Genomic DNA, 19,798 nt, shown 5'->3' on the forward strand with positions numbered 1-19,798 from the left:
AAAGGCCCACCCCGTGCGGGGTGGGCCTTCGTCGTGTCCGGGTGCGGTCAGACCGCGAGCCGCAGGCCGCCGGCCTGGGCGAAGATGAAGCCGAGGTCGAAGAACTCGGACTGGGTGCCGGCCTCGCGGCTGAGCTCCAGCCCGCCCGAGGTGATGCCGAGGGCGGCGCCGTCGGAGAGGCGGACCAGCGGGCCGCCGCTGTCGCCGTGATCGCCCTTGAGGTTCACGAGGACCCGGTTGCCGGCCACGTCGGCCACCTTGCCGCACTGCCATCCGGTGGTGCGGCCCTGGCGGCACACCTGGTCGCCGACGACGGCGCGCCCGACCTTGGTGGGCCGGACCTTGCCCAGGCGGTTGACGAGCGGGACGCCCGGCTTGAAGGACACGGTGCCCCAGTCGGGCTGGTTGGCGTCGGTCATCCGGCCGTCGTCGGTGACGATCGGGTTCGAGGACTTCTCGATCGAGCCCACGGAGGCGATGGTGCGCGACTGGCCGGGCACCGGAACGGCCACCTCCTGGCCCGCCTTGCCGCAGTGGCCGGCGGTGACGCCCACGCGGCGGCCGTCGGGGGTGAGCGCGAGGACGCCGAGCGTGCACGCGTTGACCTCGATGCCCTGCGGCGTCTCCTTCTGCACCACGTCGATCTCCGAGCCCGGGCCGATGGTGATGTTCGGGGCGGCGGAGGCGGGTGCGACGGCGAGAATCGAGGCTGCGGCACCGGCTGCGGTCGCGGCGACTCCCAGGCGGCGGGGGAGGGACAGGCGCATGTTTCGTCCTCATCTGTTGAAATCTTCGGTGGCGAATCGACCGCGTTGAGATGTCGAACCTGAGGTTAGCATGAGAGCCTGTTCCACCTGCGATTTGGGCGCAGGGCCGCGAGCGCGTAGACTGGATCATCGCGTGCGTGCGCGGGCTTCCGCGTGCGTCGTGACGCCGTGCCGGAACATCCGGTTCGGCGCCGGACAACACCTGAAGATAGGACTGACGTGAAGGTCAACCCCAGCGTCAAGCCGATCTGCGAGAAGTGCAAGGTGATCCGCCGTAACGGCCGGGTCATGGTGATCTGCGACAACCTGCGTCACAAGCAGCGTCAGGGCTAGTCACCGGCGCTTTGAGCGGTTCGCCGCTTGAATCGACATTGATGACCTCTCCGCACCAGCGGGGGCGTACGAGCCCCTGTAGGACCCCCGGCTCGGAGGCCGGGGCCTCGGCCGGCGTGAAAGCGCCGGAACCAGCGAGGACGGGCGGGGAGCAGACCTCCGAACGAGAGAAGGAACAGCCAGGACATGGCACGTCTTATGGGTGTCGATCTCCCGCGTGAGAAGCGCATGGAGATCGCACTGACCTACATCTACGGCATCGGCCGTACCCGCGCGACTGAGATTCTCGCCGAGACCGGTGTGAGCCCGGATCTGCGCAGCAAGGACCTCAGCGACGAGGACCTGACCAAGCTCCGCGACTACATCGAGTCGACGGACTACAAGGTCGAGGGCGACCTGCGCCGTGAGGTGCAGGCCGACATCCGTCGCAAGATCGAGATCCAGTGCTACCAGGGCATCCGCCACCGTCGTGGCCTGCCCGTGCGTGGCCAGCGCACCAAGACCAACGCTCGCACCCGTAAGGGTCCGAAGAAGACCATCGCCGGAAAGAAGAAGTAATGCCTCCGAAGTCGCGCGCCGCCACCGGCGCGAAGAAGGGCACTCGCCGCCGCGAAAAGAAGAACGTCCCGCACGGCCACGCCCACATCAAGAGCACGTTCAACAACACGATCGTCTCGATCACGGACCCCGCGGGCAACGTGATCAGCTGGGCGTCGTCGGGCCACGTCGGCTTCAAGGGGTCGCGTAAGAGCACCCCGTTCGCCGCGCAGCTCGCCGCCGAGAACGCCGCCCGCAAGGCGCAGGAGAACGGCGTCAAGAAGGTCGACGTGTTCGTCAAGGGCCCGGGTTCGGGCCGTGAGACCGCAATCCGCTCGCTGCAGGCCGCCGGCCTCGAGGTGGGCACCATCTCCGACGTGACGCCGCAGCCGCACAACGGTTGCCGTCCGCCGAAGCGGCGTCGGGTCTAAGGGAAGGTAGGAGAAGAACAATGGCTCGTTATACCGGCCCTGTCACCCGTAAGTCCCGTCGTCTGGGCGTCGACCTCGTCGGCGGCTCGGAGGCGTTCGAGCGTCGTCCTTACCCGCCCGGCCAGCACGGCCGCGCGCGGATCAAGGAGAGCGAGTACCTGCTGCAGCTCCGCGAGAAGCAGAAGGCCCGCTTCCTGTACGGCGTCATGGAGAAGCAGTTCTCGCGCTACTACCAGGAGGCCAAGACCGCCTCGGGTAAGACCGGCGACGCCCTGCTGCAGATCCTCGAGACCCGCCTCGACAACGTCGTGTACCGCGCCGGCCTGGCGCGTACCCGCCGCCAGGCCCGCCAGATGGTGACCCACGGTCACTTCACGGTCAACGGCCAGCGCGTGGACGTCCCGTCGTACCGCGTCTCGCAGTACGACATCATCGACGTCCGCCCGAAGTCGCTCGGCACCACGCCGTTCCAGATCGCGCGTGAGACCGTCGGCGAGCGGACCCCCGCGGCCTGGCTCCAGGTGGTCCCGTCGACCCTGCGCATCCTCGTGCACCGCGTGCCCGAGCGTGAGCAGATCGACGTGCCGTTCCAGGAGCAGCTCATCGTCGAGTACTACTCGAAGTAAGTAGTGCCGGTCGCCGGCGGAACAGCCGCCGGCGACCTTTGACGGGCGTCATATAGCGGTCGCCCAGAAAGAAGGAAACACTCATGCTCATCTCGCAGCGACCCACTCTCAGTGAAGAGGTCATCTCCGAGGCGCGCTCGAAGTTCGTCATCGAGCCGCTGGAGCCGGGCTTCGGCTACACGCTGGGCAACTCGCTCCGCCGTACGCTGCTGTCGTCCATCCCGGGCGCGGCCGTGACCAGCATCCGCATCGACGGCGTGCTGCACGAGTTCACCACGGTTCCGGGTGTCAAGGAGGACGTCACCGACGTCATCCTGAACCTCAAGGGCCTGGTCGTCTCGTCGGAGGACGACGAGCCGGTCACCATGTACGTGCGCAAGCAGGGGCCGGGCGCCGTCACCGCGGGCGACATCGTCCCCCCGGCGTCGGTCACCGTGCACAACCCCGACCTGCACATCGCCACCCTGAACGACAAGGGCAAGCTCGAGATCGAGCTCGTCGTCGAGCGGGGCCGCGGCTACGTGCCGGCCGTGCAGAACAAGGCGTCGGGCGCCGAGATCGGCCGCATCCCGGTCGACTCGATCTACTCGCCCGTGCTCAAGGTGACCTACAAGGTGGAGGCCACCCGCGTCGAGCAGCGCACCGACTTCGATCGCCTGATCCTGGACGTCGAGACCAAGAACTCGATGACCGCGCGGGACGCGCTGGCCTCGGCCGGCAAGACCCTGGTCGAGCTGTTCGGCCTGGCGCGCGAGCTCAACGTCGAGGCCGAGGGCATCGAGATCGGCCCGTCGCCGGCCGAGGCCGATCACATCGCGGCGTTCTCGCTGCCGATCGAGGACCTCGACCTGACGGTGCGCTCGTACAACTGCCTCAAGCGCGAGGGTGTGCACACCGTGGGCGAGCTCGTGGCCCGCACCGAGTCGGACCTTCTCGACATCCGCAACTTCGGTCAGAAGTCGATCGACGAGGTCAAGGTCAAGCTGCACGCGCTGGGTCTGGCTCTCAAGGACAGCCCCGCGTCGTTCGACCCGTCGCAGGTGGACGGGTACGACCCGGCCACCGGGACCTGGAGCGATGAGCCGTCGTTCTCGTCCGACGGTGACGATCAGGACTACGCCGAGACCGAGCAGCTCTAAAGAGCTCATCAAGTACCCACAGGAGAAACAATGCCTAGGCCCATCAAGGGCGCCCGCATGGGCGGCTCGGCCTCGCACCAGAAGCACATTCTGGCGAACCTCGCGACCGCGCTGTTCGAGCACGGCCGCATCGAGACCACCGAGTCCCGCGCCAAGCGCCTGCGTCCCTACGCGGAGAAGCTGATCAGCCACGCCAAGCACGGCAAGCTGGCCAACCGCCGCGAGGTCATGAAGGAGATCCGCAACAAGGACGTCGTGCACGTGCTGTTCGCGGAGATCGGCCCGGCCGTCGCCGACCGTCAGGGCGGCTACACCCGGATCATCAAGACCGAGAACCGGAAGGGCGACAACGCCCCGATGGCGGTCATCGAGATCGTGACCGAGCAGCTCGCCACGACCGAGGCTTCGCGGGCCACCCGCGTCGCCGCGTCGCAGGCCGCCGCGAAGTCCGCCGCCGTCGAGGCCGAGGAGACCAAGGCCGAGGCCGAGGCTCCGGCCGAGTCGGATTCGGATCTCCCCGCCGGCGCGCACGCGCCGCTGGAGGACCCGAACGAGGCGCCCGAGGGCTTCCCGATCAAGGGCAACGCCGGCTCGAAGCTGTACCACCGTCCCGGTACCCGCTTCTACGAGTCGACGGTCGCCGAGATCTGGTTCGCCGACGAGGCCGCGGCCGAGGCCGCCGGCTACTCGCTGCCGAAGTCGCAGCAGGAGGACGCCTCCGACTCGGAGTAGTCACCCCCGCACGAGAGCCCGCCGGACCACACGGTCCGGCGGGCTCTCGTCGTCTCCGGGCCGGTGCCGTGCCCCGTCTCCGGGCCCGCCCGCTCCTGACTTAACAGCGTTAGCCCAGGCTGCTTCCTGGGACTTCGTCTGTATCCGGTGCTTGCTACCTGCGGGTAGCGAGCGCGACCATGGCGCCGACGGTGCCCCGCACCTTCTCGGCCGACACCCGGGGCAGGGTGAACTTGGCCAGATAGGCCTCGTCCGTCACGCGCGACCAGTCGCAGGTGACGGAGACGATCGTCCCGACGGCCTCGGCGCCGTCGTCGGGCGAGGGTTCGAATTCCCAGGACCACTCGACGCCGACGGGCTCGCGCCCGCGGCCTGCGGGCATCCACGCGATGCGCCGCCCCGGCTCGAACGCGGTCACGTGATTGGTCACCGAGTACTCGCGGCCGTCCTCCGCGGTCATCTCCATCCCGAAGGTCTCGCCGGCGGCGGTGATCACCTCAGGAGTGTCGGCGGAGAGCCCGCGGAGCATGCCGGAGCCGTCCGCGGCCGCGTGATTGGCGGGCCTCGCGAGGAGGGCGAACAGGACGTCGGGGGAGAGGTCGTCGACGCGGGCGGTCACGGTCTGCGCGGTGTCGGTCACCTCACCGACGGTACGCCGGGGCCGTAGTCCGGCAGGGCTATGCCGTCGGCCTTGTCGAACTGGGACGCCCAGATCCTCGATATCGGCCAGACGGTGGCGGATCGGTAGGTCAGGCTGCTCAGGGCCATGCCGAGCCGGCCCATCGGGGCGAAGCCGGCGGGGCTGCCGGGCGGGAGTTCCTGCGCGGGGCCGACGAAGGGCCGCATGATCGCGTCGTACCGGCCGAGCGCGAGGGGCACGTCACCGTCGGACCTGCCGAGTTCCCCGGCGAGCACGTACGCGCCCACGAGGGCGAGCGTGGTGCCGAGCCCGGTGAGCGGGGTGGGGCAGTAGCCGGCGTCGCCGACGAGGGCGACGCGGCCGCGGGTCCAGCCGTCGAGCTTCACCTGGGCGAGGTCGTTGTAGGACCAGTCGTCGGCGGTGCGCATCTGGGCGAGCAGTTCGGGCGCGATCCAGCCGATGTCGCCGAAGGCCTCGTCGACGAGGGTGAACTGCTCCTCGCGGGTGAGCCGGTGCGAGTCGGAGCCGCGCAGCGCGAGACCGGCTTTGACGGTGCCGCCGTCGCGGGACGGCCGGACCGAGACGACGCGGCCGCCGCGGGCGTTGTGCATCAGGTACCACTGGTCCAGGTCCTCGCTGACGGTGGCGGTGAACCACGCGTAGCGCAGGCCGATCGGATCGAGCGTCGCGGAGTCCGGGCCGAAGGCGGCGCGGCGCACCGCGGAGCTGAGGCCGTCGGCGCCGATCACCAGGTCGTACCGCTCGGCGGGCGCGTTCTGGAAGCGCACGAGGGCGCCGGTGTCGTCCTGGTCGATCGCTGTGACGGTGTCGTCGTAGCGGATCGGGACGCCCGCGGGGAGGGCCTCGGCGATGGCCTCGGCGAGGTCGCCGCGGAGGATCTCGTGGGTGGAGACGATCCCGTTGCCGCCGAAGGCTTCGACGGGGATGCGGGCGCGGCGGCGGCCGCGGCCGTCGACCTTGACGATGCCGCGCTGGGTGAGGAGCCGGGCGTCGGTGGCGGCGGTGAGGCCCATCCGGTCGATGACGGTGCGCCCGGCGCCGCGGAGGTCGACCGTCTGGCCGCCCGCCCGGAACGACGGTGCGCGTTCGACGAGCGTCACGTGGTGGCCCTGGCGGGTGAGGAGGAGCGCGGCGGCGGGGCCGGCGATGGAGGCGCCGCTGATGAGGATTCGCAACTGGTTCATGGTGCGACCGTACGCCGTATCGATCGCACTGCGCTACAGTGTTGACGTGGATAATTGCGGGAAGTGCACTAGTGCGGTGGGGCGGTGGCGGCCGTGACCAGGGCCGAGGAGATCGCGGCCGTGCTGCGCGGGCGGATCGCGTCGGGCCGGCTGCGGCCGGGGGACCGCGCACCGTCGACCCGGGCGATCGTGCGGGACCACGGCGTGGCGATGGCCACGGCGAGCCGGGTGCTGATGCTCCTGCAGGAGGAGGGGCTCATCGCTTCGGCGCCGGGGCGGGGCAGTACCGTGCTGGCCCCGGACCGGCCGCGGTCCCCCGAGCTGACCGCGGCCGGCGTGGTGGCCGCGGCGGTGGCGATCGCCGACGAGGAATCGCTGCAGGCGGTGTCCATGCGGCGGCTCGCGGCGGCGCTGGAGATCCCGACGATGGCGGTGTACCGATACGTGCCGGGCAGCGACGAGCTGCGGGCCGCGATGCTCGACAGCGTGCTGGGTGAGGTGGAACCGCCTGCGCGGTCGGCGGATTGGCGCGCCGACGTGGAGGCCGTGGCCCGCGCGGTGTGGGAGGCGATGAAGCGTCACCCGTGGCTGGCGGGCGCGATGTCCATGACGCGGCCCGACGTGCTGCCCAACGCCATGCCGATGTCGGAGTACATGCTGGGCGCGCTGATCGACGCCGGGCTGGCGCCGGCGCAGGCGTTCACCGAATACCTGTGCCTGTTCACCCTGGTCCGTGGGCTGGGCGTGACGATCGAGCCGGAGCTGGCGGAGCGTGCCGTCACCGGCGTGACCGAGGACGAGTGGGTGGACCGGAACCTGGACGCGCTGCGGTCGATGGCCCCGCCGGAGCGGTTCCCGGTGATGGCGGACCTGATGCGCACCGACTATCCGTACGACGTGGACGTGCTGCTGGACACCGCGCTCACGCGCTACCTGGGCGGCCTCGCGGCAGCGGTAGAGTCACGCGCGACATGACTCGCTACCGCCTCGACATCGCCTACGACGGCACCGACTTCAGCGGCTGGGCCCGCCAGCCCGAGCGCCGCACGGTGTGCGGCGTGCTGGAGGAGAACCTGAGCACCGTGCTGCGCACGGAGATTCAGCTCACCGTGGCCGGCCGCACCGACGCGGGCGTGCACGCGACAGGTCAGGTCGCGCACTTCGACACCGACGCGGAGGTGCCCGACGGGCTGGTCCGCCGGCTCGCCCGGATGCTCCCGCAGGACGTGCGGGTCACCGGGATCGGCGTCGCCCCGCCCGAGTTCGACGCCCGCTTCTCGGCGCTGCGCCGCCACTACGAGTACCGGCTCACCGACGCGCCTTTTGGCGCGGATCCGTTGCGCGCCCGCGATACCGCGCCGTGGCGGCGGCCCGTCGACCTGGAGCGGATGCGGGAGGCCTCGGACCGGCTGCTGGGCCTGCACGATTTCGCCGCGTTCTGCCGGCGCCGGGAGGGCGCGACCACGGTGCGGGAACTGCAGCGCTTCGCGTGGCGCCGCGAGCCCGACGGGGTGCTGACGGCCGAGGTCTCGGCCGACGCGTTCTGCTGGTCGATGGTGCGGTCCCTGGTCGGGGCGGTCGCCGCGGTCGGCGAGGGCCGACGGTCCGCCGACTGGATCGCGGGCCTGCTCGACGAGCGCGAGCGCTCCAGCGCGATCAACGTGGCCGCCGCCTGCGGGCTGACCCTGGTGCGGGTGGACTACCCGGCCGACGACGAGCTGGCCGAGCGCAACCTGATCACCCGCGAGAAGCGCGACGTGGACACGCCGGCCGGCGGCTGCTGCGGCGACTAGCCGAGGCGGTCTCCCCTAGCGGGAGAGCGTCTCCCCAGGTCGGCGTGCATTCCCTCTGGCCAGGGCGCTGGGGAGAGTCGCCGCGGCCTGGGGAGAGAACGTTCTTCTAGGGCGGTCGACGGTCCGCGGGGGCGGGCAGACGACGTTTGCCGGGAGTTCACGGTGGCGTCGCAAGGCGCAGGGATACTCGGCGGATGTGAACCCCTTCGACGTGACCGGCTTCCTCGGCTCCGCCGGCCTCATCGGCCTGGTGCTGCTGATCTTCATCGAGACCGGCCTGCTGGTGGGCTTCATCTTCCCGGGGGATTCGATCCTGTTCACGGCCGGCATCTTCGCCGCGCAGCCCACGCCGTTCGCGCAGCTGTGGCAGCTGCTGCTGTTCCTGCCGATCGCGGCGATCATCGGCGACCAGTGCGGCTACGCGATCGGCCGGTACGGCGGGCCCAAGGTGATGCGCGGGCGGGTGATGCGCTGGATAGGCCAGGGGCCCGTGGACAAGACGTACGACTTCTTCGACCGGTACGGCCCGTTCACGGTGCTCTTCGCCCGGTTCATCGGCATCGTGCGCACCCTGGTGCCGGTGTTGGCGGGTTTCTCGAAGATGGATCACCGCAAGTTCACCGTGTTCTCGGTACTCGGCTCGATCCTCTGGTGCGACGGGATCGTGCTGCTGGGCTACTTCCTCGGCGGTATCCCGCTGCTGCGGGACCACCTCGAAGTGCTGTTCGTGGGCTCCGCGCTCACCATCATCGTCCCCATCGCGATCACCGTGATCACCCGGCGCCGCGCCCGCCGCCGCGAGGCCGCGGACGCCGAAGTCGCGGAAGCCGCCCCCGCCGACCGCTGAGCGCGCTAACCTCCGACCCATGATCGGGTTGGGGGACCCGGAGCGCATCGTCATCGACTGCGCGGGGGACGAGTGGTACGTACGCGGGCCCGACGGTGCCGTGCGGACCGTCGCCGCCCCGGCGGGGGCGGACGAGTTCGCCGCGCCCGCCGAGTCCACGCGCCGCTGGGCGGGCTGGTTGTCCGCGGCGACGGCCGGTTCCCCTCCGGCCCGGGCGTGGACGGTGCTGGCCCCCAGCGTGTTCGGTGCTCCACGGCGGTCCCTGGTGGCGGCGGCCGCCGGCTCGCTCGGCGTCGGCGCCGACGTGGTGCCACGCGCCGAGGCGCTGGTCCGCGCCGCGGGCCTGCTGTACTGCCGGCGGGCGCTCGTGGTCGAGTGCCGTGGCTCCGTGGCCCGGGCCCACGTCCTCGACTTCGCCGACGAGCGGTGGCGCCCCGTCGCCGTCGCCGATCACCCGGATCCGGCGCGGGCGGCGCTCGCGGCCCTCGATGACCGCGTCGATCAGGCCCTCGTCGACGGTCCGCCCGACGCCTACGCCCGGATCCGCGACGCGCTCGCCGACGCCGGGCTGTGGCGCGTCGTACGGGTCGAGCCCACCGACGTCCTCACCGCCGACCCCGTGCCGGCGCGCGCCGAAGAACCGGTGCCCGAGCCTGATCCGGTCGCGCCGCGCGGCCGGAGGTTCGTCGCGGCGGGGGCCGTGGCGTCGCTGGTCTGCGTCGCGGCGGCGGGCGTGGCCTGTTTCCCCCGCGCCCGCACCGCCGCGCCGGACCGCCCCGAAGCCGCGCCGGAGCGCTTCGTCCAGGTCTCGTTCGACGGCACCGTCGTCGACCTGCCCAGCGGATGGACGGTCAGCGAGCCCGGGCCCGGGCGCCGGACGGCGCTGGCGGAGGACGGGCGCCGCGTGACGGTGGTGCGGACGGCGCTGCGCGGACCGTCGGACCGCGCGAGGGTCGCGGCCGACCTGGAATCGGCGCTCGCCAAGCGCGGTGACCGGCGGATCACGGGCCTGGACCCGGGGGCGTCCGTCGCGGGGCGGGACGTGATCGGCTATCGCGAGCAGCTCGATGCGGAGCGCTTCGTGGACTGGTACGTCGTGGTCGCGGGGGCGGCCCAGCTGAGCGTGGGGTGCGAGGCGGGCCGCACTGCGGCGCCGCTGGCGGGTGCGTGTGAAAGGGCCGTCACCACGGTGCGGCCGGACTGAGACGAAGGATCGAAGGGGGACGGGGAATGACCATCGCGACGTCGAGGAACGGCGGGGTGCGGGTGCGGGCCAACGATCAGGGGACGCCGCTGCACATCGCCATCGAAGCGGGGGAACTGCGGAGGGAGCCGCACGATCTGGCCGGTGTCATCGTGCGGCTGTGCGCCGAGGCGGCGACGGCCGCGGGGCTGCGGCGCCGGGCGGAGCTGGATCGCGAGGGGGTCGGCGACGAGGTGCTGCGCGCCCTCCGGCTCCCGGAGCCGGCGGTGACCACGACCGCACCGCACGACGAGCAGCCGGTCGACTCCTGGCTGCGGAGGGGCTGAGCATGAGCGCCGAGATGGACCGGATCGAGGCCCGCGTGCGCGGGCAGTTGAGCGTGACGCGCAGGGCAAGAACAGAACTCGACGAGGTCCGGGTATCGGTGTCGAGTCCCGACGGTGCCGTCCGCGTCGAGCTCGACGGGGTGTGCGCCCTGGTCGGTCTCGAGCTGTCGCCCGCAGCCCTGCGCTCCGACGGTGCTGCGCTGGGCCGCCGGATCGTCGACGTCTGCGCCGTGGCCGCCCGGGAGGTCGCCGCTCGCCGAGGCGCGGTGATGGAACGGTTCCACGCCGACTTCGGCTGACTCCCGGCGGACCGGGAGCGAACGACGGGGGAGCGGGCGGGATCCGATCCGCACGCTGGTGCGTCCAATTGAAGAGGGCCCCGCACCGGCCCGACGGAAAGAAGGGGAGAACCATGTTCATGGCAGTCAATTCGGCGATCGCGGCGTTCGGCGCCGCCAACGCCGGGATCGGGGTGTCGGTGGCGACGGCGGGATCGGTGAACGCGGCGGCCAACGTCGCCGCGCTCAACCCCGCCCTCGGCCTGATCGGGCAGGACTTCATCGCGGCCTTCACCGCGGCGCAGGCCAGCTACGTCTCGTCGGTGGCCGAGCTCGCGGCTCTGTACGGCGGCATGGCGGCCTCATCGGCCGCCACCGTCGCGTCCTACGGCGCCACCGAGGCCGCCGGTGCGGCGGGGCTGCTCACCGCGGCGGTCTGACCGTGGCGGAACCCACGACGCCCGCCCAGGCGCCGGCATCGGCCCCGCCGTCGCCCGCCGCGCCCGGGGCGCAGGGGGCGGCGCTCGACCCAGAGATCCGGGCGATGCTGGACCGCCCGGTCAACGAGGTCCTCGCGGCGCTCGGGCTGCCGCCCGTGCCCACGTCGCCGGATCCGGTGCCGCAGCAGCAGCTTCCGCAGGCGCCGAAGGGCGTGCCGGAGGCGCCCGAGGTCCCGGGGTTCGACGTGGCCGGACTGGTGAAGCCGATGACCGACCTGCTGTCGACCTTCGGTAGCGGCAGCTTCGGCGGGCTCGACCCGTCCGCCGCGCTGTCCGGTGCGTCCAAGGCGCTCGAGCAGGGTGCGTCGATGGGGATGCAGGCGATCAGCCAGCTCGCCTCCGTGTGGCAGGGGCCCGCGGCGACGGCGGCCACCGGAAAGGGGCTGCAGGCCACCGCGGGAACCGCGATGACCGCGGAGCAGGGCGCCGAGATCTCGACGGCCGCCGGCGAGGCCGCGGCGGTCGTCGGTGCCGGCGAGGCCGAGCTGCAGGCGATCATCGACTCGTTCATGGCCGTGATCGCCGCGCTCGGACCGTCGCTCTGGCTCCCGCCCGGGCAGGCGGCCGCCGTGGCGGCCGCGGACGAGCACACCACACAGGCGCTCGAGGTCGTCTCGCGCGTGAAGTCCCAGTTGTCGGGTCTCAGTGCGCAGGTGGGTGCCGCGGGCCGCAAGGTCCCTGTCGCCACCCCTCCGATGGCGGCCGCGAGTACTGCGGCGGAGATCGCCTCGTCGGTCGTCCCGGCCGTGGTCTCCGCGGCCACCGGGGCCGCCACGGCGGTGGGGAAGCTCGTCACCGACGTTGCGAGCGGGGCGATGAAGACGGCGATGGGCGCCGCCACGGCGGCGGGCGAGGCGGTCAGCGGCATGGTCGAGGCCCAGTCCGAGAAGTCCGGTGGGAGGGACGACGGAACCGATGCGGCGAGCGGTGATCCGGCCCAGGGCGCGTTCCCGTTCACCGCGACGGGCTCCGGCGGCGGTGGCGGCGCGGGTGGCGGTGGTGCGGGCGGCGTGTCCGGGATCGGGGGCGCGGGTCTCGGTGCCGTGAACACCGCGCTGTCCCAGTCGTCGCCGCAGTCCTCGCCCGCCAGGGCCCCGGTCGTCGAGGGAGGTACCCGCACCGTCCCGGCATCCGAGGTGGTGACCCGCGGGGCGGGTATGGGCGGCGGGATGATGCCGATGGGCGCCGCGGGCGCGCGCACCGCGCAGGCGGGGGAGCACAGTGTGCCCGAGTACTTGGTGACCACGCACAACGGCGAACAGGTGGTGGGCGGGATGCCGCTCGTCGGGCCGCAGGTCGTGGGCGACGCGGACGGGGCGACGGACGCGGATCTGCCGGACGTGGAACTGCGTCTGTGACAAGCGGAACCGCAGTGCGTCCCGGTGCGTCTAATGAATGAGTGGAACTTCAGGGGGAGACGAGATGACCAAGCTCAGCATGGATCCGGAGGCGGTCCGTGAGGTGGCCCGCGGTGTCGAGCGCATAGCGGAGGATCTCCGCGGCGCGCAGGAGCGGTTCGTCCCGCACGCGGCGCCCGCCGCCACGGGGAAGGACGAGGTCTCGGTGACCGTCGCCCGCACCGCGCACACGATGGGCGAGGCGCAGCGCGCGACGGCCGACGCGACGACGGCCGATCTCCGCCGCCTCGCCGACTCCTTGTCGGCGCACGCGGGCACGGTCCAGCGGCAGGATTCCGAACTCGCGGCCGGCCTCCGCCTGGAGGCCTGACGGTGCCCGCCCCGCGCGATCCGGGATTCACCGGCGTCGACTGGTATTCGCGCCCCACGGAGAAGCTGGCGGGCGATCTGCTCGGCGGCGCGGGGGCGCGCCCACTGCACGCCGCGGCGCAGGAGACGGCGCGCCTGGCGTCGGCGTACGGCGCCGCGGCCGTGCGGCTCGACCGCCTGTTGGACCGGCTCGACGGGGCATTGGAGAACGGGAGGCCCGAGACGCGGCGAACGGGTCCGCTGCCGGACTACGCGCGCTGGCTGGCCCGGCATGCGGCGGATCTCGCCGAATACGCGGCCAAGCTCGCCAGCCAGGCCGCGGCCTACGGCACCGCCGCGCGTGCGATGCCGTCGGTGGCGGATGCGGAGCGGCTCCGGACGGACCGGGAGAGCACACGAGCGGCCGCGGCGGCGGGCGGCGCGGATCCGGCATCGGCGGCGCTCGTCGGTGCGGCTGCGGACTCCGAGCGGGCGGAACAGCAGACGCACGGCCAGGCCGCCACCGTCATGGTCGGCTTCGAGCGCGCGGCGGAGCCGTTGCGCGTCCCCTGGGAGTTCACCCCCGCCCCGAAGTCCGCGGCGGCCCGGAACGAGAAGAAGCCCAAGGAGAACGGCAGGGGCGCCGGTGGGACCGGCGCGGGCCGCGGCACCGGCGGCGTCGGCGTACCGGCCGCACCGCTCGGTGCGTACGCGGCGGCCACGGCCCCGCAGCGGGACCAGGCCGGGGCACCGCGCGCCTCCGCCTCGGCCCAGTCCGCGGGGAGCGGAAGCCGCGGGTTCCCGATGATGCCCGCGGGCATGATGGGCGCGGCGGCGGGAGCGGCCGGTTCCCGGAACGCGGCGCAGCACGACGGCGGGGCCGTCGCCTCGGAGGCGGCGGACGACCTGCCCGACGCCTTCGTGGTGCACACCGCGCCCGCCGTGTTCGGCGCGCACGCCGACGCACTGGTCGGGGAGGAAGCATGAGCGTGCACGCCGTCGCCGCGTTGCGGGCCCATTTCGGCACCGAGGTGCCGCCCGTCCTCTGGACTCCGCCGGACCCGCGGCGGGTGGGCGCAGCGCGCACCGAGACGCATGCCGCGGCAGCCGGATTCGACGACGACGAGCTCCTCGCGCTGCAGGTGCTCGCCGCGCCGGAGGTGCGCCTCGAGGGCCGGACGACGGGCTCGCTCGACGCCAAGTTCTGCCTGGCCCGGACCGGGCACGTGACGGCGCGCGTTCTGCGGAGCGCCGGCACCGCCACCGTCGACGTGCCGTACTGCGACGGGGCGGCGGCGAGGTTCGCCGCGCTCGTCGCGCCCTACCTCGGCGACGCTCCGGCCGCCGACCCCTCGGTGGCGGCGTCCTTCGCCACCGAGCCGGGCCGGGACGCCCTGCGGTCCGGCGGCGACGCCGGCCGCATCGCCGCGGAGCTGCGAGCCACGGGGATCGACTCCGATGCCGCGCGCCTGATCGGCCGCGTGTTCGCCCGCGCGCGGCGCAGCGTCGAGTTCACCGTGCACGCGGGCGAGCGGCGGCTCGGGCCCGTCGCCGCGGTGATCGATTCGCCGGACGGGCGGATCGTGGCGCTCACGACCATCGAGCCGGACGGCCGCTCCTGGACCTCGGTCTCCGAGGGCAGCGGCCACCGCATCGGCAGGGCGCTCCGGCGCGCCTGCGAAGAACTTCCCGGTGGCGGCTGGACGCCGTGACCGGGTTTCGGCCTCCGCCACCGTGGTGAGGGTCGTCATGCCGGCGCGTCCGGCGGGGAGGAGATGAAGACATGGCTGGGACGAAGGCCGAACTCGCGGCGATGAAGGACGGGGCGTCCACGCTGGACGACCTGGGGGTGCAGATGAACGCCACCCTGCAGAAGTTGCGCAGCGATGTGGAGATGACGCAGGGGGCGTGGGCGGGTTCGGCCCAGGCGGCGTTCCTCACGGTCATGGCGCGCTGGGACGAGGACGCGGCGAAGATCAACTCCTCGCTGAACGACATCAGCACCATGCTCGCGGGCAACACCGACAGCTACGGCTCGCAGGAGGGCCAGAACGAGCAGGACATCAACGCCGTCGCCGCAAGCTCGCTCAACCTGGGCTAGACGGCGAACCGGACACCGACACAGATCGATCACAGGGGGAAAGCACCATGGACACGGCTGACTACATCAAGTACGACTACGGCACCATCCGCACGGCGCTCGACGACATGGCCACCAAACACGGCGTGCTGCTGGCACAGGCTGACAGCATCCGCACCGAGCAGAGGAAGTTCGACAACGCCTGGGAGGACGAGGAATCCGCGACGGCCTACCAGGCCGTGCAGACCAAGTGGAACGAGAGCTTCTCGGACATCAACGACCTGCTGCAGCGGGTCAAGGCCGCCGCGGAGAACGCGGTGGTGTCCATGCAGCAGACCAACAGTAAGGCCGCTGCGGGCTGGCAGGGCTGACGGCGCCCCGCACGCGGAGGCCCGGCGGGACGTCCCGCCGGGCCTCCGCCGTGTTCGTCGCCCGGTCAGGCCACGAGCCGCACCGTCGCCGCGCCGCCGTCGGTGCGCACGGTGAGCATGCCCGGCTGCGGTTGGCTCAGGACGACGTCCGCCTCGGTGACGGGGGAGATCCCGGCGGTCTCGATCCGCCACACCGTGCCCGCCGGTTCGACCGAGCCCGGTTGCAGTCCCGCGGCCGTCCCGTCGAGCACGGTCACGGTGTAGTCCGCCGGACTCAGAACGCTCAGGTGCGGCTCGGGCGGGTATCGCCATCCCGAGATCCACAGGTTCTCGGGCGATCCGGTCCAGGACACGAGCGGCTCCCACATCGCCGGCCGGCCGGTCACCAGCAGCACGCGGGCGCCCGTCGCGACCGCGCGCTCCACGAGCTGGCGCGCCGGATCGTCGGCGACCGCGGCCCAGACGGTGCGGACGCCCGGGCCGTGCAGGCGCACCGTCACGGGGCCACCGGTGGCGTCGGCGCCCACCAGCTGTCCGCACCCCGCCAGCGGCTGATGGAATCGGCGGAGCGACGGAACCGTCCCCGCCGCATTGTGATCCCCGCGCAGGGGGCGTCCGGGATCGGCGTCCGGTGCGCACAGCCACGCCCCGACCCGCACGTCGTCGCCCGCTCCGCGGCGCAGGCTGATCGCCGCGGTTCCCACCGACGCCGCGGCCGCGATCAGGTGATCGATATCGCCGTCGGCCAGCCTGTCGGGGTCGGCCGGCACCGCACCGTCGGGCGGAGTGGAGGGGCCCGGTCCTGTGTCGCGGGCGGTCACCGGCGTCGACGGGACGCCTTCGCCCGCAAGCACGTCCGCCAGCCGCTGCGCGGCGATCGCGGCGACGCGGAGTTCGTCCCCGCCCCGCCTCGCGAGCGCGCCCGCGCAGTCGACCGGGTCGATCGTGATCGCGATGCGCACATCGGCGACGGCCCACGCCGTGATCGGGCCGGTGAGGTTCTGGTAGCGCCCGCGTGGGCGTTCCGCGCCCGACGGTGCGCGCCCGCCGTTCACGAGCACGTCGATCCGCGCCGCGGGGGTGTCGCCGTGCCGCAACAACCCGGCCAGTGCGGCGAGCGGGACGCTCGGCGCGTCCCGGCGTTGTGGCGTGATGAGCCGCGGCGCCGGTGGCGTGATGCGGAGGACGGCGGTGAGCAGCCCCGATTCCCGCCGGACGCCGATGTCGCCGCCGCCCGGGTACGGCGCCGAAGCCACCGTGACGTGCTGGGCGGTGCGCCGGCGCAGCCGATCGCCGGCGAGCTCGGCGAGCGACGTACCGCGCCGCCGGGTGAGGGCGGCCCCGCCCGCCGCGAGCGCGGCGGCCGCGGCGGCCCAGTGCGGTCCTCCTGCCGCCGCCGTCCCCAGGCCCGCCGCGACTGCCGCGGTCTCGGCCAGGAGCACCGCGCCGGCGGACGGCCAGGCGCCGCGCTCCCAGCGGCCCGGAGCCGCCAGCCCGCTCGTCGCCGGTACGCCGGATTGACTGATCTGCTGCATGACACGCCCCCGTTTCGCAGCCGTCTCCCCCGAAACGCGCTGCCGTGGAGTGAAAGTACCGTATTCTCGGCGACAGCACGGCGGCTTCGGGGGAAGCGCCGGACGGCACCCTTGGGGGAGGGCGGGCACACATGCGTCGACAGTTGACCACGCGCGCACAGGTGAGCGGGTACCGGTTCGTGCTGCGCAGGATGGATCACGCTCTGATCCGCCGGGACGCGCGGATGATCTCCGATCCCATGGCTTCCCAGTCCCGCTCGCTCATCGCCGGCCTGATCCTGGCGCTGGTGGTCACCGGCGGATGCGGGCTGCTCGCGCTGATCCGTCCGCAGGGTGCGGTCGGGGACGCGAAGATCGTGCTGGCCAAGGATTCCGGCGCTCTGTACGTTCGCGCCGACGATGTGCTGCACCCCGTCACGGGGTTGGCGTCCGCGCGCCTGCTCGTCGGGGAGGCGGCATCGCCGGCGCAGGTCAAGGACAAGCGGCTCAGTTCATTCCGACGAGGCCCGGAGGTGGGGATCGTGGGAGCGCCCGGTCAGATCCTGGGCCCGGCGGCGGCGTGGCACGAGGGGGCGAGCCCGTGGCTGCTCTGCGACCGGACGACGCCGGCACCCGCGGACAAGCCGGCGGTGCGGGACGCCCTCGACACCCTGGTGTCCTCCGAACCGGCCGGGACCGCGGACCGCGGCGCGGTGTTGGTGCGTCGTGACGATCGGTACTTCCTGCTGTTCGGCGGTTTCCGCGCACCCGTGGATCCGTCGGACGCCGCCGTCCGCCGGGTCGCGGGGATCGGCGGCGCCGAGGGGCGTGCGGTCAGCGCGGCGGTCCTCAACGCCTTCACCCAGACCGATCCGATCCGGGTGCCGCAGGTGCCGAATCGCGGGCAGCCCTCGGCCGTGGTGCCCGGCGCCCGCATCGGGGACGTGGTCCGGGTCGCCGATGCGGACCACGACCGCCTGTACGCGGTGCTCGCGGACGGCGTCCAGCAGGTCGGCGAGTGGGCGGCGGACCTCATCCGCGCGGGCGCGCCGGACGGCGAGCCGATCGACACGGTTTCGGCCGCGGTGGTGTCGGCGGCGCCCGCGGTCCGCGGCCTCCCGGTCGGTGACCTTCCGGGCGAGCGTCCCGAGCTCCGTTCCGTCCGTGCGGCACCCGTGCTGTGCGCCGCGGCGTCCGCGGACGGCAAGGGCGGCGGCACCGTCGAACTCCGCACCTTCGCGGCGTTCCCGACGCCGTCCGCGCCGGTGGACCTCGCGGGAGCGGACGGTGCGGGCTCGGCGCTCGACGAGGCCTACGTGCCGTCGGGGACGGGAGAGTACGTGCTGTCGGCGCAGCCCGGCGGCGAGCGCCGCGACGGGCTGTTCTACGTCTCCGATTCCGGAGTGCGGTACAGCATCCCGAGTGTGAAGGTCGCGCAGACGCTGGGGCTGCGGCACGAACCGCGCCCCGTCGCATGGTCCGTGCTGTCCGCCCTGCCAGGAGGCCCGGACCTGGACCCGCGGGCTGCCGCGGTCACCCGGGACGGTAGGCCGTTCAGCCTGCCCCAGTAGGAAATCCGCGGGTCAGGCGCGGCGGCGGGCCAGGCCGACGCCGAGCGCGACCACCGCGGCGAGCCCGGCCCCGATCAGGGCGACGGTGCGCGGTGCGCCGTCCGGCGGTGCCGGCGGAGCCATCTCCAGGCGGCCGCTCGCGGCTGCACCGTCGGGGAGGTCCGCAGTGAGGGCGGCGACCGGATCGACCACGCCCGCGCCCAGGGGCGCGGAGGACCGGTGCGAGGTGGCGAGGACGCGATCGCGCACCTGGGCGGCCGTGAGCTGCGGGAACCGCGCGCGCACCAGCGCGGCGACCCCGGCCACGTACGGCGCGGCGAAACTCGTTCCCGCGAGGGGTGTCGTCCCCTCCCGCGAGGCCTGGGCGTTCGCCAGCCCGGTGCCCCGCGGATCGAGAGTGGTGATGTCGGTGCCGGGCGCCGCGATGTTCACCCACGGCCCGGCCAACGAGAACGAGGCCGGGCGGCCGTCGGGTTCGGTGGCGGCGACCGCCAGCACGTGATCCGCGAACCTGGCCGGCGACGCGGTGGTGCCGGGCCTGCCAGGCGTGTCGTTCTGCGTGCACGGCCCCGAGGTGTCGCCGGCGTTCCCGGCCGAGGCCACGACCACCACGTTGCGGTCGAAGGCGTACCGCACGGCCCGGCCGAGCGCCGCGTCCCCGAGGTCGGATCCCGCGGGGCCGCAGGCCACTTCGGAGATGTTGATGACGGTGGCACCCAGGTCAACGGCCCGGGTCACCGCGTAGGCCATCGTGGTGACGTTGCCGTGACTGTTGGCGCCGCGCTCCCGCGGTTCGAAGGCCCGGCTCGCCTGCCGGATCGCGATGATCGACGCCGCGGGCGCGACCCCCGCGAACGCGTCGCCCGCGGCGGGGCGGCCCGCGATGATGCCGGCGACGGCGGTGCCGTGGGCGTCGCAGTCGTCACGGCCGTCCCCGGAGGAGACGTAGTCGCCGCCGGCGATCACCTCGCCGAGCCGCGGGTGCGGGGTGACCCCGGTGTCGATGACCGCCACCTTCTGCCCCTCGCCGCGGCTGAACCGCCAGGCCTCGTCGTAGCGGAGGGCGCGCGCGGCGTGATCGGCGCGCGTGTAGTCGGTGCCCGGCTGGGTGCGCAGGGTGTTGCACTGCGTCTTCTGCACGGTCGGTGCCAGCGGCGCGACGGGGCCGCGGGGCGCGCCGTCGGGCGGTGCGGGCTCC

Annotated in this window: 25 protein-coding genes; 20 read left to right on the forward strand and 5 right to left on the reverse strand. The window is 73.0% G+C overall.

Features of this window, described 5'->3' with window-relative positions; genetic code table 11:
- Positions 1 to 47 precede the first annotated feature (47 nt).
- Positions 48 to 767, reverse strand: a complete 720-nt coding sequence (locus BN39_RS10540; RefSeq protein WP_019202364.1) for a S1 family peptidase — start codon at positions 765 to 767, stop codon at positions 48 to 50.
- 219 nt (positions 768 to 986) lie between these two features.
- Between BN39_RS10540 and rpmJ the strand changes: the two genes are divergently transcribed.
- From rpmJ to rplQ, 6 genes are all read left to right on the forward strand, one after another.
- Positions 987 to 1,100 (forward strand): 50S ribosomal protein L36, encoded by a 114-nt coding sequence (gene rpmJ / locus BN39_RS10545; protein ID WP_013127970.1) that lies wholly within the window; start codon positions 987 to 989, stop codon positions 1,098 to 1,100.
- 186 nt (positions 1,101 to 1,286) lie between these two features.
- Positions 1,287 to 1,658 (forward strand): 30S ribosomal protein S13, encoded by a 372-nt coding sequence (gene rpsM, locus BN39_RS10550; protein WP_019202365.1) that lies wholly within the window; start codon positions 1,287 to 1,289, stop codon positions 1,656 to 1,658.
- On the forward strand, positions 1,658 to 2,068 hold the full coding sequence (gene rpsK / locus BN39_RS10555; RefSeq protein WP_019202366.1) for a 30S ribosomal protein S11: 411 nt from the start codon (positions 1,658 to 1,660) through the stop codon (positions 2,066 to 2,068). Before rpsM ends, rpsK begins: the two co-directional genes overlap by 1 nt.
- Positions 2,069 to 2,088: 20 nt before the next feature.
- Positions 2,089 to 2,694, forward strand: coding sequence for a 30S ribosomal protein S4 (gene rpsD / locus BN39_RS10560; protein ID WP_019202367.1), 606 nt, complete (start codon positions 2,089 to 2,091; stop codon positions 2,692 to 2,694).
- A gap of 83 nt (positions 2,695 to 2,777) precedes the next feature.
- Positions 2,778 to 3,833, forward strand: a complete 1,056-nt coding sequence (locus BN39_RS10565) for a DNA-directed RNA polymerase subunit alpha (protein ID WP_019202368.1) — start codon at positions 2,778 to 2,780, stop codon at positions 3,831 to 3,833.
- Positions 3,834 to 3,863: 30 nt separating this feature from the next.
- Entirely contained in the window at positions 3,864 to 4,565 is a 702-nt protein-coding gene (gene rplQ, locus BN39_RS10570) for a 50S ribosomal protein L17 (protein ID WP_040766166.1), read from the forward strand.
- Positions 4,566 to 4,719: 154 nt separating this feature from the next.
- Here rplQ and BN39_RS10575 read toward each other — a convergent pair whose 3' ends face one another.
- Both BN39_RS10575 and BN39_RS10580 read right to left on the reverse strand, forming a co-directional pair.
- Entirely contained in the window at positions 4,720 to 5,205 is a 486-nt protein-coding gene (locus BN39_RS10575) for a hypothetical protein (RefSeq protein ID WP_019202370.1), read from the reverse strand.
- Positions 5,202 to 6,410, reverse strand: coding sequence for an FAD-dependent monooxygenase (locus tag BN39_RS10580; RefSeq protein ID WP_019202371.1), 1,209 nt, complete (start codon positions 6,408 to 6,410; stop codon positions 5,202 to 5,204). The genes BN39_RS10575 and BN39_RS10580 overlap by 4 nt, the downstream gene beginning before the upstream one ends.
- Positions 6,411 to 6,494: 84 nt before the next feature.
- Here BN39_RS10580 and BN39_RS10585 point away from each other — a divergent pair, with 84 nt between their 5' ends.
- The 13 genes from BN39_RS10585 (at position 6,495) to BN39_RS10645 (ending at position 15,515) form a co-directional block, all read left to right on the forward strand.
- On the forward strand, positions 6,495 to 7,385 hold the full coding sequence (locus BN39_RS10585) for a TetR/AcrR family transcriptional regulator C-terminal domain-containing protein (RefSeq protein ID WP_019202372.1): 891 nt from the start codon (positions 6,495 to 6,497) through the stop codon (positions 7,383 to 7,385).
- Positions 7,382 to 8,203: a tRNA pseudouridine(38-40) synthase TruA gene (truA, locus tag BN39_RS10590; RefSeq protein WP_019202373.1), complete on the forward strand. Its 822-nt coding sequence runs from the start codon at positions 7,382 to 7,384 to the stop codon at positions 8,201 to 8,203. Before BN39_RS10585 ends, truA begins: the two co-directional genes overlap by 4 nt.
- A gap of 196 nt (positions 8,204 to 8,399) precedes the next feature.
- Positions 8,400 to 9,050 carry a DedA family protein gene (locus BN39_RS10595; protein WP_019202374.1) on the forward strand — a complete coding sequence of 217 codons (651 nt, stop codon included), beginning with the start codon at positions 8,400 to 8,402 and terminating at the stop codon, positions 9,048 to 9,050.
- Positions 9,051 to 9,069: 19 nt separating this feature from the next.
- Positions 9,070 to 10,254, forward strand: a complete 1,185-nt coding sequence (locus tag BN39_RS10600) for a type VII secretion-associated protein (protein ID WP_019202375.1) — start codon at positions 9,070 to 9,072, stop codon at positions 10,252 to 10,254.
- A 26-nt stretch (positions 10,255 to 10,280) separates the two neighbouring features.
- Complete coding sequence (locus BN39_RS10605; RefSeq protein ID WP_019202376.1) at positions 10,281 to 10,580, forward strand: hypothetical protein; 300 nt, start codon at positions 10,281 to 10,283, stop codon at positions 10,578 to 10,580.
- 2 nt (positions 10,581 to 10,582) lie between these two features.
- Positions 10,583 to 10,879 carry a YbaB/EbfC family nucleoid-associated protein gene (locus tag BN39_RS10610; RefSeq protein ID WP_019202377.1) on the forward strand — a complete coding sequence of 99 codons (297 nt, stop codon included), beginning with the start codon at positions 10,583 to 10,585 and terminating at the stop codon, positions 10,877 to 10,879.
- Positions 10,880 to 10,998: 119 nt separating this feature from the next.
- Positions 10,999 to 11,298 (forward strand): hypothetical protein, encoded by a 300-nt coding sequence (locus BN39_RS10615; protein ID WP_237741642.1) that lies wholly within the window; start codon positions 10,999 to 11,001, stop codon positions 11,296 to 11,298.
- A 2-nt stretch (positions 11,299 to 11,300) separates the two neighbouring features.
- Entirely contained in the window at positions 11,301 to 12,716 is a 1,416-nt protein-coding gene (locus BN39_RS10620; protein WP_159103240.1) for a hypothetical protein, read from the forward strand.
- A gap of 64 nt (positions 12,717 to 12,780) precedes the next feature.
- The gene (locus BN39_RS10625) at positions 12,781 to 13,086 is read left to right on the forward strand and encodes a PE domain-containing protein (protein WP_019202380.1); all 306 of its coding nucleotides are present in this window, start codon (positions 12,781 to 12,783) and stop codon (positions 13,084 to 13,086) included.
- A 2-nt stretch (positions 13,087 to 13,088) separates the two neighbouring features.
- Complete coding sequence (locus tag BN39_RS10630) at positions 13,089 to 14,051, forward strand: PPE domain-containing protein (protein ID WP_019202381.1); 963 nt, start codon at positions 13,089 to 13,091, stop codon at positions 14,049 to 14,051.
- Positions 14,048 to 14,776, forward strand: a complete 729-nt coding sequence (locus tag BN39_RS10635; protein ID WP_019202382.1) for an ESX secretion-associated protein EspG — start codon at positions 14,048 to 14,050, stop codon at positions 14,774 to 14,776. The genes BN39_RS10630 and BN39_RS10635 overlap by 4 nt, the downstream gene beginning before the upstream one ends.
- A 71-nt stretch (positions 14,777 to 14,847) precedes the next feature.
- Positions 14,848 to 15,165 carry a WXG100 family type VII secretion target gene (locus BN39_RS10640; protein ID WP_019202383.1) on the forward strand — a complete coding sequence of 106 codons (318 nt, stop codon included), beginning with the start codon at positions 14,848 to 14,850 and terminating at the stop codon, positions 15,163 to 15,165.
- Between the two features lie 47 nt (positions 15,166 to 15,212).
- On the forward strand, positions 15,213 to 15,515 hold the full coding sequence (locus BN39_RS10645; protein ID WP_019202384.1) for a WXG100 family type VII secretion target: 303 nt from the start codon (positions 15,213 to 15,215) through the stop codon (positions 15,513 to 15,515).
- A 65-nt stretch (positions 15,516 to 15,580) separates the two neighbouring features.
- Here BN39_RS10645 and BN39_RS10650 read toward each other — a convergent pair whose 3' ends face one another.
- The gene (locus BN39_RS10650; RefSeq protein WP_019202385.1) at positions 15,581 to 17,050 is read right to left on the reverse strand and encodes a type VII secretion protein EccE; all 1,470 of its coding nucleotides are present in this window, start codon (positions 17,048 to 17,050) and stop codon (positions 15,581 to 15,583) included.
- A 143-nt stretch (positions 17,051 to 17,193) separates the two neighbouring features.
- On the opposite strand from BN39_RS10650, the gene eccB reads away from it, so the two are divergent.
- The gene (gene eccB, locus BN39_RS10655) at positions 17,194 to 18,600 is read left to right on the forward strand and encodes a type VII secretion protein EccB (protein ID WP_159103241.1); all 1,407 of its coding nucleotides are present in this window, start codon (positions 17,194 to 17,196) and stop codon (positions 18,598 to 18,600) included.
- A gap of 12 nt (positions 18,601 to 18,612) precedes the next feature.
- On the opposite strand, the gene mycP is transcribed toward eccB, so the two are convergent.
- On the reverse strand, positions 18,613 to 19,798 hold a 1,186-nt coding region (gene mycP / locus BN39_RS10660; protein ID WP_019202387.1), incomplete at its 5' end, for a type VII secretion-associated serine protease mycosin.

This window comes from Tsukamurella sp. 1534 (genome assembly GCF_000312385.1).
Lineage (GTDB): Bacteria > Actinomycetota > Actinomycetes > Mycobacteriales > Mycobacteriaceae > Tsukamurella.

Excerpts from the sequence above, each read along its gene's own strand:
- BN39_RS10650 (WP_019202385.1), bottom strand. The coding sequence starts at position 17,050 with ATGCAGCAGATCAGTCAATCCGGCGTACCGGCGACGAGCGGGCTGGCG.
- rpsK (WP_019202366.1), top strand. The coding sequence starts at position 1,658 with ATGCCTCCGAAGTCGCGCGCCGCCACCGGCGCGAAGAAGGGCACTCGC.
- BN39_RS10540 (WP_019202364.1), bottom strand. The coding sequence starts at position 767 with ATGCGCCTGTCCCTCCCCCGCCGCCTGGGAGTCGCCGCGACCGCAGCC.
- BN39_RS10625 (WP_019202380.1), top strand. The coding sequence starts at position 12,781 with ATGACCAAGCTCAGCATGGATCCGGAGGCGGTCCGTGAGGTGGCCCGC.
- BN39_RS10580 (WP_019202371.1), bottom strand. The coding sequence starts at position 6,410 with ATGAACCAGTTGCGAATCCTCATCAGCGGCGCCTCCATCGCCGGCCCC.
- rplQ (WP_040766166.1), top strand. The coding sequence starts at position 3,864 with ATGCCTAGGCCCATCAAGGGCGCCCGCATGGGCGGCTCGGCCTCGCAC.
- BN39_RS10610 (WP_019202377.1), top strand. The coding sequence starts at position 10,583 with ATGAGCGCCGAGATGGACCGGATCGAGGCCCGCGTGCGCGGGCAGTTG.
- BN39_RS10565 (WP_019202368.1), top strand. The coding sequence starts at position 2,778 with ATGCTCATCTCGCAGCGACCCACTCTCAGTGAAGAGGTCATCTCCGAG.
- BN39_RS10645 (WP_019202384.1), top strand. The coding sequence starts at position 15,213 with ATGGACACGGCTGACTACATCAAGTACGACTACGGCACCATCCGCACG.
- rpsM (WP_019202365.1), top strand. The coding sequence starts at position 1,287 with ATGGCACGTCTTATGGGTGTCGATCTCCCGCGTGAGAAGCGCATGGAG.
- BN39_RS10600 (WP_019202375.1), top strand. The coding sequence starts at position 9,070 with ATGATCGGGTTGGGGGACCCGGAGCGCATCGTCATCGACTGCGCGGGG.
- rpsD (WP_019202367.1), top strand. The coding sequence starts at position 2,089 with ATGGCTCGTTATACCGGCCCTGTCACCCGTAAGTCCCGTCGTCTGGGC.
- BN39_RS10615 (WP_237741642.1), top strand. The coding sequence starts at position 10,999 with ATGGCAGTCAATTCGGCGATCGCGGCGTTCGGCGCCGCCAACGCCGGG.
- truA (WP_019202373.1), top strand. The coding sequence starts at position 7,382 with ATGACTCGCTACCGCCTCGACATCGCCTACGACGGCACCGACTTCAGC.
- BN39_RS10640 (WP_019202383.1), top strand. The coding sequence starts at position 14,848 with ATGGCTGGGACGAAGGCCGAACTCGCGGCGATGAAGGACGGGGCGTCC.
- BN39_RS10605 (WP_019202376.1), top strand. The coding sequence starts at position 10,281 with ATGACCATCGCGACGTCGAGGAACGGCGGGGTGCGGGTGCGGGCCAAC.
- BN39_RS10635 (WP_019202382.1), top strand. The coding sequence starts at position 14,048 with ATGAGCGTGCACGCCGTCGCCGCGTTGCGGGCCCATTTCGGCACCGAG.